At 69.0% G+C, this 15,595-nt stretch carries 17 protein-coding genes and 1 pseudogene; 11 read left to right on the top strand and 7 right to left on the bottom strand.

What is annotated here, in order from left to right; translation table 11 throughout:
* From argJ to NRB56_RS32335, 5 genes are read left to right on the top strand one after another with little or no spacing between them, the layout of a single operon-like run.
* On the top strand, positions 1 to 1,218 hold the full coding sequence (argJ, locus tag NRB56_RS32355) for a bifunctional glutamate N-acetyltransferase/amino-acid acetyltransferase ArgJ (protein ID WP_319943863.1): 1,218 nt from the start codon (positions 1 to 3) through the stop codon (positions 1,216 to 1,218).
* Positions 1,215 to 2,144 carry an acetylglutamate kinase gene (gene argB / locus NRB56_RS32350; RefSeq protein WP_153348128.1) on the top strand — a complete coding sequence of 310 codons (930 nt, stop codon included), beginning with the start codon at positions 1,215 to 1,217 and terminating at the stop codon, positions 2,142 to 2,144. Before argJ ends, argB begins: the two co-directional genes overlap by 4 nt.
* Positions 2,141 to 3,364, top strand: coding sequence for an acetylornithine transaminase (locus NRB56_RS32345; protein WP_153348127.1), 1,224 nt, complete (start codon positions 2,141 to 2,143; stop codon positions 3,362 to 3,364). Before argB ends, NRB56_RS32345 begins: the two co-directional genes overlap by 4 nt.
* Complete coding sequence (gene argF, locus NRB56_RS32340; RefSeq protein ID WP_406603556.1) at positions 3,361 to 4,305, top strand: ornithine carbamoyltransferase; 945 nt, start codon at positions 3,361 to 3,363, stop codon at positions 4,303 to 4,305. Before NRB56_RS32345 ends, argF begins: the two co-directional genes overlap by 4 nt.
* Positions 4,302 to 4,799, top strand: a complete 498-nt coding sequence (locus tag NRB56_RS32335) for an arginine repressor (RefSeq protein WP_319943850.1) — start codon at positions 4,302 to 4,304, stop codon at positions 4,797 to 4,799. The genes argF and NRB56_RS32335 overlap by 4 nt, the downstream gene beginning before the upstream one ends.
* A gap of 52 nt (positions 4,800 to 4,851) precedes the next feature.
* Here the strand turns inward: NRB56_RS32335 and NRB56_RS32330 are convergent, their stop codons facing one another.
* On the bottom strand, positions 4,852 to 5,400 hold the full coding sequence (locus NRB56_RS32330) for a TetR/AcrR family transcriptional regulator (protein ID WP_319943849.1): 549 nt from the start codon (positions 5,398 to 5,400) through the stop codon (positions 4,852 to 4,854).
* Positions 5,401 to 5,485: 85 nt separating this feature from the next.
* Here NRB56_RS32330 and NRB56_RS32325 point away from each other — a divergent pair, with 85 nt between their 5' ends.
* The gene (locus tag NRB56_RS32325) at positions 5,486 to 6,925 is read left to right on the top strand and encodes a carotenoid oxygenase family protein (RefSeq protein WP_153348125.1); all 1,440 of its coding nucleotides are present in this window, start codon (positions 5,486 to 5,488) and stop codon (positions 6,923 to 6,925) included.
* Between the two features lie 15 nt (positions 6,926 to 6,940).
* On the opposite strand, the gene NRB56_RS32320 is transcribed toward NRB56_RS32325, so the two are convergent.
* Together NRB56_RS32320 and NRB56_RS32315 are read right to left on the bottom strand one after the other, a co-directional pair.
* Positions 6,941 to 8,182, bottom strand: a complete 1,242-nt coding sequence (locus NRB56_RS32320; RefSeq protein ID WP_153348124.1) for a fatty acid desaturase family protein — start codon at positions 8,180 to 8,182, stop codon at positions 6,941 to 6,943.
* 212 nt (positions 8,183 to 8,394) lie between these two features.
* Complete coding sequence (locus NRB56_RS32315; RefSeq protein WP_153348123.1) at positions 8,395 to 9,126, bottom strand: TetR/AcrR family transcriptional regulator C-terminal domain-containing protein; 732 nt, start codon at positions 9,124 to 9,126, stop codon at positions 8,395 to 8,397.
* Between the two features lie 152 nt (positions 9,127 to 9,278).
* Between NRB56_RS32315 and NRB56_RS32310 the strand changes: the two genes are divergently transcribed.
* Both NRB56_RS32310 and NRB56_RS32305 read left to right on the top strand, forming a co-directional pair.
* Complete coding sequence (locus NRB56_RS32310) at positions 9,279 to 10,172, top strand: phosphatidylinositol mannoside acyltransferase (RefSeq protein WP_319943848.1); 894 nt, start codon at positions 9,279 to 9,281, stop codon at positions 10,170 to 10,172.
* Between the two features lie 193 nt (positions 10,173 to 10,365).
* Positions 10,366 to 10,530: a hypothetical protein gene (locus NRB56_RS32305; protein ID WP_153348122.1), complete on the top strand. Its 165-nt coding sequence runs from the start codon at positions 10,366 to 10,368 to the stop codon at positions 10,528 to 10,530.
* Between the two features lie 98 nt (positions 10,531 to 10,628).
* Here NRB56_RS32305 and NRB56_RS32300 read toward each other — a convergent pair whose 3' ends face one another.
* Positions 10,629 to 10,832: a cold-shock protein gene (locus NRB56_RS32300; protein WP_067806012.1), complete on the bottom strand. Its 204-nt coding sequence runs from the start codon at positions 10,830 to 10,832 to the stop codon at positions 10,629 to 10,631.
* Between the two features lie 217 nt (positions 10,833 to 11,049).
* Entirely contained in the window at positions 11,050 to 11,406 is a 357-nt protein-coding gene (locus tag NRB56_RS32295; protein WP_406603555.1) for a MerR family transcriptional regulator, read from the bottom strand.
* A gap of 135 nt (positions 11,407 to 11,541) precedes the next feature.
* Here NRB56_RS32295 and NRB56_RS32290 point away from each other — a divergent pair, with 135 nt between their 5' ends.
* Both NRB56_RS32290 and NRB56_RS32285 read left to right on the top strand, forming a co-directional pair.
* On the top strand, positions 11,542 to 11,964 hold the full coding sequence (locus NRB56_RS32290; RefSeq protein WP_153348206.1) for an Hsp20/alpha crystallin family protein: 423 nt from the start codon (positions 11,542 to 11,544) through the stop codon (positions 11,962 to 11,964).
* A 181-nt stretch (positions 11,965 to 12,145) separates the two neighbouring features.
* On the top strand, positions 12,146 to 12,301 hold the full coding sequence (locus tag NRB56_RS32285; protein WP_153348121.1) for a hypothetical protein: 156 nt from the start codon (positions 12,146 to 12,148) through the stop codon (positions 12,299 to 12,301).
* 150 nt (positions 12,302 to 12,451) lie between these two features.
* On the opposite strand, the pseudogene NRB56_RS32280 reads toward NRB56_RS32285, so the two are convergent.
* Together NRB56_RS32280 and NRB56_RS32275 are read right to left on the bottom strand one after the other, a co-directional pair.
* A pseudogene (locus NRB56_RS32280) lies at positions 12,452 to 13,128 on the bottom strand (PAS and ANTAR domain-containing protein).
* 141 nt (positions 13,129 to 13,269) lie between these two features.
* Positions 13,270 to 13,626, bottom strand: coding sequence for a helix-turn-helix domain-containing protein (locus NRB56_RS32275; RefSeq protein WP_319943847.1), 357 nt, complete (start codon positions 13,624 to 13,626; stop codon positions 13,270 to 13,272).
* Positions 13,627 to 14,234: 608 nt separating this feature from the next.
* Between NRB56_RS32275 and NRB56_RS32270 the strand changes: the two genes are divergently transcribed.
* Complete coding sequence (locus NRB56_RS32270; RefSeq protein ID WP_319943846.1) at positions 14,235 to 15,563, top strand: type III PLP-dependent enzyme domain-containing protein; 1,329 nt, start codon at positions 14,235 to 14,237, stop codon at positions 15,561 to 15,563.
* The last annotated feature ends 32 nt before the right edge of the window (positions 15,564 to 15,595 follow it).

Genomic DNA, 15,595 nt, shown 5'->3' with positions numbered 1-15,595 from the left:
GTGAGCGGCGCCGAGGTCGCCGGCGGCATCCTGCTGCGCACCCAGGGCGTCACGGCTCCGCTCGGCTTCCGCGCCGCCGGCATCGCCGCGGGGATCAAGGCGAGCGGAAAGCTCGATCTGGCACTGGTTTTCAGTGAGGGACCGGAATACGCGGCGGCGGGCGTGTTCACCCGCAACCAGGTGAAGGCCGCGCCGGTGCTGTGGTCCCAGCAGGTGCTGGGCGGCGGCCGGTTGCGCGCGGTGATCCTGAACTCCGGTGGCGCCAACGCCTGCACCGGTCCCGGCGGCTTCCAGGACACCCACGCCACCGCCGAGGAACTCGCGAAGGCGTTGAGCAACTGGGGAACCGAGACCGGCGCCGGTGAGATCGCGGTCTGCTCAACCGGTTTGATCGGCGACCGGCTGCCGATGGACAAGCTGCTGCCCGCGGTCACCGAGATCGTCCGGGAGATGGGCGGCGGGCTGTCCGGCGGAGCCGAAGCGGCACAGGCGATCATGACCACCGACACCGTCCCGAAGCAGGCCGCCTTCCACCATCCGGCCACATGGAACATGGGCGGGATGGCGAAGGGCGCGGGCATGCTGGCGCCCTCGCTGGCGACGATGCTGGTGGTGCTCACCACCGATGCCGTCGCGACCCCGGAACAGCTGGATCTGGCGCTGCGCAACGCGACTCGGCTCACCTTCGACCGGCTCGACGTCGACGGCTCCTGCTCCACCAACGACACGGTGCTGCTGCTGGCCAACGGCGCGAGCGCCGTCGCGCCGTCGCAGGCGGAACTGGACGCGGCGGTGCTCGCGATGTGCGACGATCTGGCGGCGCAGCTGATGGCCGACGCCGAGGGCGTCACGAAGCGGGTCACGGTCACCGTCGCCGGCGCGCTCAGCGAGGAGGAGGCGCTCACCGGCGCTCGCGCGATCGCTCGCGACTCCCTGGTCAAATGCGCCTTCTTCGGTTCCGACCCGAACTGGGGCCGGGTGCTCGCCGCGGTCGGCATCGCGCCGATCACGCTGGCACCGGACCGGATCTCGGTGTCGTTCAACGGAAATCCGGTGTGCGTGAACAGCACCGGCGCACCCGGGGCCCGCGAGGTCGATCTGTCCGGGCCGGACATCCACGTGCGGGTCGAACTCGGGGTCGGCGAGGGTACCGCCACCGTCCGCACCACCGACCTCTCGTACGGCTACGTCGAAGAGAACTCGGCCTACAGCTCATGACCGCGACCGTCACGCCGGTGCTGTCGGCGCTGGACAAGGCGCACGTGCTGGCGGGCGCCCTGCCGTGGTTGCAGAAGTTCCGCGACAAGATCGTGGTGGTCAAGTACGGCGGCAACGCCATGGTCGACGAGCAGTTGAAGCAGGCGTTCGCCGCCGACATGGCCTTCCTGCGGACCGTCGGCGTGCACCCGGTGGTCGTGCACGGCGGCGGCCCGCAGATCAACGCGATGCTCACGAAACTCGGTCTGCGGGGCGAGTTCCGGGGCGGATTCCGCGTCACCACCCCCGAGGTGATGGACGTGGTGCGGATGGTGCTGTTCGGCCAGGTCGGCCGGGAACTGGTCGGGCTGATCAACCAGCACGGCCCGTACGCCGTCGGTATCTCCGGTGAGGACGCGCGGCTGTTCACCGCCACCCGCCGCACCGTCGCCGTCGACGGCGTCGCCACCGATATCGGCCTGGTCGGCGACGTCACCTCGGTGAATCCCGACGCGGTGCTGGATCTCGTTCGGGCCGGGCGCATTCCGGTGGTGTCGACGATCGCCCCGGACGCGGACGGCGTGGTGCACAACATCAACGCCGACACCGCCGCCGCGGCGCTGGCCGAGGGCATCGGCGCGGAGAAGCTGGTGGTGCTCACCGATGTCGAAGGCCTGTACACGAATTGGCCGGATCGCTCGTCGCTGACCACCCACATCGGCGCCACGGATCTGGCGGCGCTGCTGCCGCGGCTCGACGCGGGCATGGTGCCCAAGATGGAGGCCTGCCTGCGCGCGGTACTCGGCGGCGTGCCGAGCGCGCACGTGATCGACGGCCGCGTCCCGCACGCGGTCCTGCTGGAACTGTTCACCGGGGAAGGCATCGGCACGATGGTGACCCCTGCCGCCGAAACAGCGGAAACCACAACGGAAACGACGGTGCCATGACCGAGCACGACGCGAACCCACCGGGCACGGCCACCCAGGATCTCCAGCGCCGCTGGTCGTCCGCCCTGATGAACAACTACGGCACCCCGCAGATCGCGCTGGTGCGCGGCGAGGGCGCGGTGGTCGAGGACGCCGACGGCAAGCGCTACCTGGACTTCCTCGGCGGCATCGCGGTCAACAGCCTGGGCCACGGACATCCGGCGATCCTGGCGGCGGTCACCGAACAGCTGGGCACGCTCGGTCACGTCTCCAATCTGTATGCCAGCGAGCCGGTGATCCGGCTCGCCGAACAGCTGCTGGCGCGCTTCGGCGACGGTCACGGCCGGGCCTTCTTCTGCAACTCCGGCACCGAGGCCAACGAGGCCGCGTTCAAGATCGCGCGGCTGACCGGGCGGCCGAACATCATCGCGTGCGAGGAGGCGTTCCACGGGCGGACCATGGGCGCGCTGGCGCTGACCGGCCAGGCGTCGAAGCGGGCGCCGTTCGAGCCGATGCCGCCCGGTGTTCGGCACATCCCGTACGGCGACGCCGCGGCGCTGGCCGCCGCCGTCGACGACGACACCGCCGCGGTGTTCCTGGAACCGATCCTCGGCGAGAGCGGTGTGGTGGTGCCGCCGCCGGACTACCTGGCCACCGCCCGCGCGATCACCGCCGAACACGGCGCGCTGCTGATCCTCGACGAGGTGCAGACCGGCATCGGCCGCACCGGCCACTTCTACGCGCATCAGGCCGCCGGCGTCGTGCCGGATGTGATCACGCTGGCCAAGGGCCTGGGCGGCGGACTGCCGATCGGCGCGGTCCTGGCCCAGGGCCGGGCCGCCGAGCTGCTCACGCCGGGCCTGCACGGCACCACCTTCGGCGGCAACCCGGTGTGCGCGGCCGCCGCGCTGGCGGTGCTGCGCACCATCGACGAGACCGGTCTGCTCGCGCACGTGGAGACGGTCGGCAAGACGATCGTCGACGGCATCGAAGACCTGGACCATCCCCTGGTCGATCACGTGCGCGGCGCCGGCCTGCTCATCGGAATCCGCCTGGCCGAACCGCTTTCGGCACAGGTCGAGCAATTCGCCCGGGCCGCGGGCTATCTGGTGAACCCGGCCAAGCCCGACGTCGTCCGGCTGGCGCCGCCGCTGGTGCTGACCGAGGCCCAGGCCCAGGAATTCCTCACCGACCTGCCCGCAATACTGGACGCTGCCGCCGAGGCGAAGGGATCGAAGTGACCATCCGGCATTTCCTGCGCGACGACGACCTCACTCCTGCCGAGCAGGCCGAGGTACTCACGCTGGCAACAAGTTTGAAGGCGGCGCCGTTCTCCCGGCGTCCGCTCGAGGGTCCGCGCGGCGTGGGCGTGATCTTCGAGAAGAACTCCACCCGCACCCGGTTCTCGTTCGAGATGGGCATCGCGCAACTGGGCGGGCACGCGGTGGTCGTCGACGGCCGCGTGACGCAGCTGGGCCGCGAGGAGACCCTCGCCGACACCGGCCGGGTGCTGTCCCGGTACGTCGACGCGATCGTCTGGCGCACCTTCGAACAGCAGCGGCTCGACGAGATGGCCTCGGCGGCAACGGTTCCGGTGGTCAACGCGCTGTCCGACGAATTCCACCCGTGCCAGGTGCTGGCGGATCTGCTGACCCTGCAGGAGCACAAGGGTGACCTGGCCGGCCGCCGGCTCACCTACTTCGGCGACGGCGCCAACAACATGGCGCATTCGCTGCTGCTCGGCGGCGTGACCGCCGGATTGCACGTGACCATCGCCGCCCCTGCGGGTTTCGAGCCGGCCGACTGGATCCGGGAGGACGCGCAGAAGCGGGCCGCCGAGACCGGCGCGACCATCACCGTCACCGACGACCCGATCGCCGCCGCCACCGGCGCCGACGCCCTGGTCACCGACGCGTGGACCTCGATGGGCCAGGAGAACGACGGGCTGGACCGGGTCGGCCCGTTCCGCCGCTTCCAGCTGAACGACGACCTGCTCGCCCACGCGAAGCCGGATGCCGTTGTGCTGCACTGCCTCCCGGCCCACCGCAACGAGGAGATCACCGACGCGGTGCTGGACGGTCCGCACAGCGTGGTCTGGGACGAGGCGGAGAACCGGCTGCACGCGCAGAAGGCGCTGCTGGCCTGGCTGCTGGAGCGACGCTCGGAGGAGGATCACCGGTGACGGACAGAGCCGGCCCGGCCATCGCTCGTACCCGCGCCGGCCGGCAGCAACGCATCGTCGACCTGCTGACCGCGCACGCCGTCCGCAGCCAGACCGAGCTGGCGACCCTGCTGTCGGCGGAGGGCATCGAGACCACCCAGGCCACGCTGTCCCGCGACCTGGACGAACTGGGCGCGGTCAAGTTGCGCGCCGCCGACGGCGGCGCCGGCATCTACGTGGTCCCCGAGGACGGCAGCCCGGTCCGCGGCGTCACCGGCGGCACCGCCCGGTTGTCGAAACTGCTCGGCGACCTGCTGGTCTCCACCGATCACAGCGGCAACATCGCCGTCCTGCGCACCCCGCCCGGCGCCGCCCACTACCTGGCCAGCGCCCTGGATCGCGCGGCCCTGGCCGAGGTGGTCGGCACGATCGCGGGCGACGACACCGTCGCGGTCATCGCCCGCGAGCCACTGACCGGCGCGGAGCTGGCCGCGAAGATCGAACAGCTGGCCTGAGCGGTCACGTCCCCGTGAAATCGAGGGCCGCCCTCGCCTTGTGCGGTACGGGTCAGGGCGCGACGACGGCGTCGGTCACGAGCGTCGCGATGTTCGCATGGGTGAGATACCGGCTGGGTGAGACCAGCTGCGTGTAGACCGCGCCGACCATGAACTCCACGGCCGCACCGGGATTCGGCCTCAGGTGCGCGGCGAGTTCGGACCCCTCGATATGGGCGAGGGCGCGGTCGGTGACGATGTCGACCAGGGTCGGCCTGCCGTCCCGTTTGATCAGCCAGGGCAGCAGCGCCGAGCCGTCGATGTGGATAGCGGCTTGCAGCGCGGCATGATTGGTCAGGTAGTCGAGAACCTCCCGGACGAGCATGTGGGTGGTCTCGCGCGGCTGATCGGCGAAGCGCAGCCGGGCCAGCACCAGTTTCTCCAGCGCGTCGAGTTCCGCGCCGATCACGGCCGCGATGAGGGTGTCCCGGGACGCGAAGCGCCGATACATGGTAGCCCGGCTGATCCCGGCCTCCTTCGCGACCGCGGCCAGGGTCAGCGCGGTGATACCCACCCGGCGCACGACGGCACGCGCCGCCGCGGTCACATCCTCGTTCGACACCGGGCCGAGTATAAAGCCCCCGCAAGAGCCCCTGGTTTGAGACATCACTTGCTATATGTGTCTCATTCTTGCGACACTTTCCGGCATGTTCGTTTCGAAATCTCTCCGTGACCCCGCTGTGACGGACCTCGGCGGCCGGTCCCCATGGGACTCGCAACCGCAGGAGTTCGGCTATCGGGTCGACGAGATCGAAGGGCGGCTGCCCGAGGGACTCCGCGGGGAGCTGTACCGCATCGGCCCCGGTCGATTCGACGTCGGAGCGCATCCGGTGGCGCACGTCTTCGACGGTGACGGGATGGTCTCGCGCCTCGCCATCGACGAGCACGGAGTGCACTTCCGCAACCGGTACGTTCGTACCCGCGAGTACCGCAGGACCTCGGCCGGCGCCCCGCTCGGCCGGGGATTCGGCACCCAGCGCGCCGGTGGCGCGCTCGCCAACGCCTTCCGTCCGCCGGCGAACATGTCGAACACGAACGTGCTCGTCCACGACGATCGGCTCTACTCGCTGTGGGAGGGCGGCCGCCCCTACCGCCTGGACCCGCGCACCCTGGAGACGCACGGCGCGGAGAGTTTCGGCGGCGCCCTGAAACGCATGGGCGCCTTCTCCGCCCACCCGAAGCGCGATCCCGTGAGCGGCGAGATCTACAACTTCGGCTTCGACTTCTTCCCGCGGCCGATGATCCGCTGCTATCGGCTGACCGGCGGCCGGCTGAAAGATATCGCGTCCGTGCCGATCCGGCAGTTCAGCTTCGTGCACGACTTCGCGCTCACCGAACGTCACCTGGTCTTCGTGATCGCCCCGATCGTGGTCAACCGCCCGATCTCGGCGGTCCTCGGCCTGAGCTCGATCGACCGCGCGATGTCCTACGAACCGCGCCTGGGCACCACCATCGTCCTCGTACCCCGCGCCGGCGGCGCCCCGATCACCGTCGAGACCGAGGCACTGTTCCACTTCCACGTCACCAACGCCTACGAGACCGACACCGCCACCGCCGTCGAACTGGTGACCCACGATCCCGGCCGCGGCTGGTCCGGCTGGAACGGCCACCTCCGCCGTTACCGCACCGACCCCGGCCCCGCGTTCGGCGGACAGCTGACCCGCCTGACGATCGACCGGCGCAGCACCCGGGTCACCCGAGAAGTGCTGCACGACAACGGTTGTGAATTCCCCCAACTTGACCAGCGCTATGCCACGCGGCCGCACCGATACAGCTACGTCGCCGCCGCCTCGGCCCACGGCGGCGATCCGGATTCGATCACGACCATCGATCACGACACCGGCCGCAGCCACACCTACACGACCGCGCCCGGCGACACCGTCTGCGAACCCTTGTTCGCCCCTTCCGAGGGCGGCACCGAGGGCGACGGCTGGCTACTCACCTTCGAACACCAGCCCGCCACGAAACGGACTCGCGTGCAGGTACTTCCGGCCGATCGGCCCGACCGTGGCCCGATCGCCACGATCCGGCTCCGCCACCACGTGCCCATGACCTTCCACGGTGCGTTCGTTCCGGCACGGCGCTGACCGCCGGGCAGCACCTCAGCTCCGCGGTGCCGGCGTTCGATCGATACGACGTTCCGCTGCCCGCAGAGCGCGCCGGCGCAGGGCCGTGCGCAGCCCGCGGTATCCGGTGCCGTCGGCGGCAATCGCGGTGGAGCCGAGGAACTTTCGTTCCGAAGCGGTCTCCGGCGCGTCGTCGGAGGTCGCGATGAGGAAGCGGTCCGGTAGGGCGAGTTTGTGGACCGTGCGCATGACCAGGAGGTACTGACGCAAGAGCGGACCGCTGGTGTAGGGCAGATCGTATTTGTCGCAGAGGGCGCGGACTCGCACGGCGATCTCGGGGTAGCGATTGGCGGGCAGATCGGGGAACAGATGGTGCTCGATCTGATGACTCAGATGGCCGCTGAGGAAGGCGAGTACCGGTCCGGCGTCGAAATTCGCGGTACCCAGCATCTGCCGTAGATACCACTCCGGCGCGGTCTCCTGTTCGATCGCCGCGGCGGTGAACTTCTCCGCGCCGTCGGGGAAGTGACCGCAGAAGATCACCAGATAGGCCCAGACATTGCGCAGCGCGTTCGCGGCGAGCACGGCGGTCAGCGTGCGCCGCCAGCGGCGGCCGCTCAGCGCGGGGAACAACAGGTAGTCCTTGGCGACCTGCCGCACGATCTTCCCGGACACGATCCTGGCCTGCGCGAACTTCTCGTCCCGGGTGCCGGCCCGGGCCTGTTCGGCGTCGAAGCCGTGGATGGCGATCCCCCACTCGAAGGCGACCGCCAACAGGATGTTCTGCAGCGGCTGCAGCAGCATCCACGGCCGCCACCGCTGATCCCGGGTCACCCGCATCACGCCGAAACCGATGTCGTCGTCCATGCCGAGCACGTTGGTGAACACGTGGTGGCGGTAGTTGTGCGCGTGGCGCCACTGCGCCGACGAGCCCGCCATATCCCATTCCCATGTGGTGGAATGGATTTCGGGATCGTTCATCCAATCCCACTGGCCGTGGCTGACGTTGTGGCCGATCTCCATGTTCTCGATGCTCTTCGCCACGGCCAGCGCGACGGTGCCCACGGTGAGCCCGATCCGGTTGCGGCTCAACATGATCACGAGCCGTGCCGCGACATCGAGACCGCGCTGGGCAGCGATCGTGCGGCGGATGTAGGTCGCGTCCCGAATTCCGCGGCAGTCCTCGATATCGCGCCGGATCTCGTCGAGTTCGCTTCCCAGCGCCTCGATATCGGCCGCGCTCAGATGTGCGTAGACGGCGACGTCGGTAATTGCCATTGTTCCTACCCTCGGGTTCCTGTGAGCTGTGCCGCGGGAAGTGATGATCGCGCCCTCGATGGCTACGACCTCGCCCTGGCTCGGTTCCGGTCGCGCGACCTGCCGGATCGGCGGTCGCTCGACACATGACCCGGTTACCGCCAGCGTAGGTGCCCTAACGATATATATCTACAATGTAGTGTAACGTTGTTAACACACCCGGTCCGGCCAGGTCATCCGCGATGCGGATCGCCGTTCGACAGGTTCGCGGCCAGGCCGGTCAACAGGATGTCGAGCCCGCGCTCGAGTTCGGCGGTGCCGTCGTAGGCATCGAGGACCGGTGCCAGTTCGCGCAACAGCGGGAACTCGCTGATGGGCAGTCGATACAACCCGAGGCGGAGCACGCCGTCGGTCTCCTCGGGATTCTCCACGACCTCCTGCAGTTCGTTGAGAACGTGCCCGAACAGGAATCCGAAGAAGGCCCGATAGACATGCAGCGCGTCGGCGCCGGAGAATCCGGCACGCATCAGCAACGCGAGCATGTCCTCCAGCGGCCGCAGCACCGCCTGCGACCGCAGTCCCAGCGGCGTCGCCAACGGCCGGGTCACCAGCAGCGGGACCACTTTCGGATGGTCCAGTGCCAGTCGGCGGAAATCCCTTGCCACCACCCGCAACTGGGATGTCCAGTCCGGGGCGCCGGCGTCGACCGACAGCTGCTCGAACACGATTTCGGCCACCCCGTCGAGCACCGCGGCCTTGTTCGACACATGCCGATAGATCACCATCGGATCGCGTCCCACCGCATCGGCCAGGCGCCGCATCGACATACCGTCGACCCCGTCGCGGTCGATGATCCCGAGCGCGGCCCGCAACACCGCCTCGCGCGTCACCGGACTGCGCCGGCGACCGGCCGCCGGCTCGGTTCCGGACGGGGTTGATGCATTGTCGATCGGCGATTCGGCCATGACGGGAAGGGCCTCCTGGTGAGCTGCTGAAATTCTCCGATAGTGTAGACCTACATTGTTGACGTCTGTTCGACACCGGTTCCGACCGGCCTTCGCGGCCGGGAGCGAAGCCCGGCGTCGGCACTCCCGGAGGAGAAGGGGACGATGGATCGGTGACCTCGACCGGTCGTGCCTGGGACCTCGGCTACGCGGCCGGATGGCAGCTGATCCGGCTCCTGCCCGAGCGGCCGGCCGTTCGCCTGTTCGACGCGGCCGCCGACCGCGCGTCCCGGCGCGGCGGACACCGGCAGTTGCGGCTCAACCTGTCCCGGGTGCTGGGCACCACGCCCGACCGCGTCCCGGCCGGACTCGTGCGAGCGAGCCTGCGCTCCTACGCCCGTTACTGGCGCGAAGCGTTCCGGCTGCCCAGGATGGATCCGGCTCGCCTGGCCGACACCATCGAAGACTCGGCGACCGGCCTCGAGCACATCCGGGACGCGATCGACCGTGGCACCGGTGCGGTGCTGGCCCTCCCCCACAGCGGGAACTGGGATCTCGCCGGAATCTGGGTCGTCGAGCGCATCGGACAGCCCACCGTCGTCGCCGAACGACTCGCCCCCGAGTCGCTGTTCCGGCGTTTCGTGCGCTTCCGCGAAGGGCTCGGCTTCGAGATCATCCCCCGCACCGGCGACGCCACCCCTCCTTTCCCGACGCTGATCGACCGCCTTCATCGAGGTCGGGTGGTTGGCCTGCTCGGCGAACGCGACCTGTCCGGCACCGGTGTGCCGGTCACCTTCTTCGGGGAGCCGGCCCGGATGCCCTCGGGCCCCGCACGCCTGGCCATCGATACGGGCGCACCGTTACTGCCCGTCCGGTGCTGGTTCACGCCCACCGGCTGGGGCTTCCACATCGACGCACCCCTCGATACCGGTGGCGGTATCGGGCGCACCACGCAGTACCTCGCCGACCGATTCGCCGCGGGAATCGCCGCCCACCCCGCCGACTGGCACATGTTTCAGCCGCTGTGGACAGCCGATCTCCACGGAACTCCGAACAGCGCAGTGTAGAGTAACGCTGTAGACCCGGCTGTTCCGGGCTGGACGGGATCTTCGGCGTGATGCCCCAATCGAATCGGATCGGTTGCACTGCAACGGTATTCACCCCCGCCCGGTCGCGGAATCGGAGTCGCCCGGGCACGGCCGGCAAGCCCATCACTCCCCTCCGGCGACCGGCGGGCACATGAGCGAACAGGACCGCGCAATGCGCACAGTGACTGAGAAGGACTATCTCGAGCTGATGCGCGATATCGCGGCGTTCCGCAGGGCACTCGCCACCACCGCCGACCACGCGACCCGCGCCCAACTCGACCGGGCGATCAGGGAGCACTACGCCGAAGTACGCAAGCGGGACCGGCACGGCCGCTGACCATCCCCCGCCGGGGCCTGCCGTGGTTTCAACCATTCGAACGAAAAGAGCTTCGCACCGATGACGGTGCGAAGCTCTTCACAGAAGATCGCGCTGAATCAGATCGCGCGGACGTCCTGGGCTTGGGGGCCCTTCTGGCCCTGCTCCACCGAGAACTCGACACGCTGACCCTCATCGAGGGACTTGTAACCCGAGCCGCTCACGGCCGAGTAATGCACGAAGACGTCCGGGCCGCCTCCGTCCTGAGCGATGAAGCCGAAGCCTTTTTCACCGTTGAACCACTTCACACTGCCTTGAGCCATGCTGTAAACAACTTCTTTTCTGTAGTGAGCCGGGCCCATCCTTGTAAGAAGCCCGTTCTCAGCCTCCCACTATGCCACAATCATCGGCAGTCCGCCGCATCGGGCAGTTCGGGGCCCGGCCCATGGGCATTCCCAAGGCTGAAAGTCGCACCGGGACAGTCACTTTCCGCACGGCACGGCCCGAGGCGGTGTATCCACCGAGTCGGCGACCGGCCCGCTAGGCGGGATGTGGACCACGGGACCGCTCAGCGGCTAGGGCGTTGTTGCTCTCGCGCAACGCGGCGTTGGCGTCTTCGAGGTCGAGGATGCGCGCGATCCCGGCGAGGTTGACCCCTTGCCCGGCCAGGGCGGCGATGCGGGCCAGCCGCGCGAGATCGTCGCTGCTGTAGCGGCGGGTGCCACCGCCGCTACGGACCGGGTGGATCAATCCGTGTTGCTCGTAGAGGCGCAGGGTCTGCACGCCGACGCCCGCCAGTTCCGCGGCCACCGAGATCGCGTACACCGCCTGCCCGGCCGCCGGCAGATGGCCGGGTGCGTCTGCCGGCATCTGCCGTGTCTCCCGTTTCTCACTCATGGTCACCTACCTGAAGTTATCTCTCACCCACGCTTGCACTCAACTGGCTCGAGTGATAAATATTATCTATGCCAGATGACATAGATTATCTGAGCACCCTTCGATCGAGAATGGAGTGAGCTAACGATGGCGACCATGCTGATGCGTACCGATCCCTTCCGCGACCTGGATCGCCTGACGCAGCAGGTCTTCGGCACGCCGGCCCGGCCGGTGGTGATGCCGATGGACGCCTGGCGGGACGGTGACGATTTCTTCGTCGAGTTCGACCTGCCCGGCATCGACCCCGATTCCCTCGACCTGGATGTCGAACGCAATGTGATCACCGTGAAAGCCGCACGCCCGGAACTGGATCCGGGCCGCTCGATGATCGCGGCGGAACGCACCCGCGGAGTGTTCTCGCGGCAGCTGTTCCTGGGCGAGAACCTCGACACCGATTCGATCCGCGCCGACTACCGCGACGGTGTCCTGCGGTTGAGCATCCCGATCGCGGAGAAGGCCAAACCCCGCAAGATCGAGGTTTCCCGCGCCGAGCCCGATCGCCAGGCCATCGACGCCTGACCGGATCGTGCGCGCGGCACTCAGGCCGCAACCCGCCCGGTGCGCGAGGTCGACCACGACTTAGGTGAAGAGACCCGCCGCCGGGCGGACAATCCACCACCGACCGGCCATCGCGAGCAAACGATGCGCTATCGATGCACCCTGGCGTGGGAGGATCCACGGCCCCGCTAGGCTGCCGCCTGTGCAGATTGGGGATCGGGTACGGATCGGGACCGGTGCCCAGGTCTTCGTCGTCACCGCGGTGATCGACGACGAGCATGTGGTGATCGGGGTGCCCGGTGATCAGCGTGCCCGTTACCCGATCTTCGTGCGTACCGAGCAGCTCACACCCGCGTGACACCCCGGCAACGCGCGGCGGCGGGTCTCGAGCCGGCTGCCCGTGGGTCGTCGAGCGATCGGCTGCGGCGGTGGCCGGGCAGGTCGGTCGGGTGGCCGACCCGTTCGCGGAATGCCGACGGTGTGCCCGACCCGAGACCGGGTGCGGGTGTCACGCGGGTCGGGTGTGCCGGTCGGTATGTCGGGGGATGCGTTCGTGGGCGGTGAGCAGTAGGTGGTCGAATTGGCTACGGCTGGCCGGTGGCCCCGGTGGCAGGGTGTCGAGTTCGGTGACGATCCGGGCCGCGAGGTCCCGCAGTTTCGTGTTCGTCTCCTGCGATCGCCACCGCAGCACGTCGAAGGCCCGGTCGGCGCTGATGCGGTAGACGTACATGAGGATGCCTTTGAGCTGTTCGATGACCGCGCGGTCCTCGAACACCTCCGGCAGGGCGTCGGCGATCACCTCACGGCGGTGCTCGGCGAAGGTGTCGGTGACGTCGATGTAATAACCGGCGGTCCCGGTCACGGTGCCGGTGTCGTCGAGCAGCCGGTCCGACACCACGATCACGTGGTGCACACGCCCGCGGTGTCGAGGAACCGGTGCCGCGAGGAGAACGGCTCCCCGGTGTCGAGTGAATGCGCGATCGCGTCCGCGACCTGGGCACGGTCGTCGGGATGCTTGTGCGCCAGCAGCAATTCCGTCGTCGGTGTCACCACACCGGGCATATAGCCGTGCATCCGGGCGATCTCGTCGGACCATTCCCAGCGCTGCCCATCGAACCAGAACCGGAAACTACCGACCTTCTGCGACCGGCCCGCCGCGATGAGCTCCACCGCCGGGCCCGGCACGCTGTCCGTGGTCGCCTTCCTCTGTGTCACGCACAAATTATCCGACACACCCGCCCCGGGAACCAGCCACCGCTCACGGGTCGCGGTCCGCCGGCCCCCTCGCCGGTCGTCGGGTGCCTGCGCTGGGGGTGGCTCGGCGATTCAGTGGGGGTCGGTGTGTTGGTCGAGGGTGTGTCGCAGGTCGGTGTTGAGGCGTTGCGCTTCGGCGAGCTGGTCCTCGAGGATGACGATGCGGCACGCGGCGTCGAGGGGGTTGCCGGCGTCGACGAGTTCGCGCACGCGGGCGGCGATGCGAAGTTGGTAGCGGGAGTAGCGGCGGTGCCCGCCGGCGGAGCGTTGGGGGGTCAGCAGCTCGGCGGCGTCGAGTCCGCGCAGGAACGCCGGGGTGACGCCGAGGATTTCCGCGGCGCGTCCCATGCTGTAGGCGGGGTAGGTGTCGTCGTCCAGTTTGTCGGCGGCGCTGCGGTCGCCGGTGGGGTCGGTATTCGGTTGCTGCACAGCACCTCTCGTTGTTCAACGCCCGCAGGCCCCGGCGCGTGTGCGCCGGGGCCCGGGGTTATCGGAAGAGGGGGATCAACTGTCAATTCTGTTCACCGGCCGTGCGGGCCGGTCCCTTGCATCGCACCCGGCACTTCCCGGGAATGCGGAACCGAAAGATATCTACTCAGTACTCACCACCTCCTGGGTTGCGGGGTTCTGCCGCGTTGTTCACTCGGTCGTGCTGTTCCCGCCCCGCCTCCGGCGGGCCGGCCGATTGCGCCGGGTTCCCGTCTCCGCCGGAGGGGGCGGTGGAACTGTGTACTCCGGGCAGTTCACCTGCCCGGCCTCTGGACTCTTCTCTTCGAACGACAGTGACTGTATATCGGACCGCAACGAATGTCTACACCCGACACGACAGATTTTCGCCTACCGGTGCGGATGTCTATGTCACGTCGCCGAAGTGGTTTCGGATTGTTGCGGGCGGCAGCGGCGCGGCATCGAGGTACGGGTGGGCTTGTGCGCATCGCGGCCGGTCGTGACAATGACGGTCGTTGCCGGGAACCCGGCGGCCGTTGCCCGTCACGCAGTGACATCCCCGGCGGGGGCGAGACTCGAAGGAGCTCACCGTGATCGGCGACACCGGTACCGTCCCCGCGATCCGGCCGGCAGCGGTGCGGGCCCTGCACGATCGGGTGATCGGGCCCGAGCACAAGGCACTGCCGCCGGTGGCGTGGGGGCGGACGGTTCGCGAATACCTCGCCACCACACCGCATCTCGACGAGTTGCAGACGCCGGTGCTCACCATCGACCGTGGTGCGCTGGACAACAATCTCGCCGTGATGGCCGAGTGGGTGGGCGCTGCCGGGGTGCGGCTGGCCCCGCACGGTAAGACCACGATGTCCCCGCAGTTGTGGGGCGAGCAACTCGCGGCCGGGGCCTGGGGTGTCACGCTGGCCACGGGCTGGCAGGCGCAGGTGGCGCGGCGGTTCGGGGTGCGGCGCATCCTGATCGCCAACACGCTGGTCGATCCGGTCGGATTGGCCTGGGCCGCCGCCGAACTCGCGGACGATCCGTCCTTCGATCTGCTCTGCTGGGCCGACGACGTGGTGACCGTCGAGGCGATGGACCGGCATCTGGCCGGCGCTCCGGCCGGGGTGCGGGTGTCGGTGCTCGTCGAGCTCGGCGGGCCGCGCGGCCGCACCGGGGCGCGTAGTGTCGCGGCGGCGCTGGAGGTTGCCGCGGCGATCGAGCGATCCGCCCATCTGGAGCTGGCGGGCGTCGGCGGTTACGAGGGTCCGTTCGCTCGGGACCGCTCCCCCGCCGGGCTCGCGGCCGTGCGCGGGTATCTCGACGAATTGGCGCGGCTGCACGGGGAATTGCGTGGCCGGTATCCGCGTCGGGCGATCGTCACGGCGGGCGGTAGCGCCTTTCCGGACCTGGCGGCGGAGCGGCTGGCCCGGACGGCCGCCGATGCCGAGGTGCCCACCACCGTGGTGCTGCGATCCGGTGCCTATCTGATCCACGACGACGGTTTCTACGCCGGACTGTCGCCGTTGATCGCCGGTCGGACCGAGCGGCCGCTGCGGTCGGCGATGCACGGGTGGGCGCGTACCGTCTCCCGGCCGGAGCCGGAGCTCGCGTTGCTCGATGCCGGCAAGCGGGATCTGCCGTACGACGAGGGAATGCCCGTGCCGCAGTCGGTTTCGGGTTCCGGGGCGGTGACGGCGGAGCGGATTGCGGGCACGATGTCGGCGGCGGCACATGTGTCGAAACTCAACGACCAGCACACATTCCTGCGGCTGCCCGGCGGTGGTGATGTCCCGATCGGCAGCGTGGTGCGGCTCGGACTGTCGCACCCCTGCACCGCATTCGACAAGTGGCGGCTGATCCCGGTGATCGACGACGCCGATGCCGAGCGCCCCCGGGTGGTCGACTTCCTGCACACCTTTTTCTGATCGGCGAAACAGCTTGCGCGCGAGGGAGAGTC

Origin of the sequence: Nocardia aurantia (assembly GCF_009604425.1) — a bacterium.
Classification (GTDB): Bacteria; Actinomycetota; Actinomycetes; order Mycobacteriales; family Mycobacteriaceae; genus Nocardia; species Nocardia aurantia.
The sequence above is the reverse complement of the archived record's forward strand: the minus strand, read 5'-3'. Positions and strand labels throughout refer to the sequence as shown.

Excerpts from the sequence above, each read along its gene's own strand:
- argB (WP_153348128.1), top strand. The coding sequence starts at position 1,215 with ATGACCGCGACCGTCACGCCGGTGCTGTCGGCGCTGGACAAGGCGCAC.
- NRB56_RS32345 (WP_153348127.1), top strand. The coding sequence starts at position 2,141 with ATGACCGAGCACGACGCGAACCCACCGGGCACGGCCACCCAGGATCTC.
- NRB56_RS32325 (WP_153348125.1), top strand. The coding sequence starts at position 5,486 with ATGTTCGTTTCGAAATCTCTCCGTGACCCCGCTGTGACGGACCTCGGC.
- NRB56_RS32320 (WP_153348124.1), bottom strand. The coding sequence starts at position 8,182 with ATGGCAATTACCGACGTCGCCGTCTACGCACATCTGAGCGCGGCCGAT.
- NRB56_RS32315 (WP_153348123.1), bottom strand. The coding sequence starts at position 9,126 with ATGGCCGAATCGCCGATCGACAATGCATCAACCCCGTCCGGAACCGAG.
- NRB56_RS32305 (WP_153348122.1), top strand. The coding sequence starts at position 10,366 with ATGCGCACAGTGACTGAGAAGGACTATCTCGAGCTGATGCGCGATATC.
- NRB56_RS32300 (WP_067806012.1), bottom strand. The coding sequence starts at position 10,832 with ATGGCTCAAGGCAGTGTGAAGTGGTTCAACGGTGAAAAAGGCTTCGGC.
- NRB56_RS32295 (WP_406603555.1), bottom strand. The coding sequence starts at position 11,406 with ATGAGTGAGAAACGGGAGACACGGCAGATGCCGGCAGACGCACCCGGC.
- NRB56_RS32290 (WP_153348206.1), top strand. The coding sequence starts at position 11,542 with ATGCTGATGCGTACCGATCCCTTCCGCGACCTGGATCGCCTGACGCAG.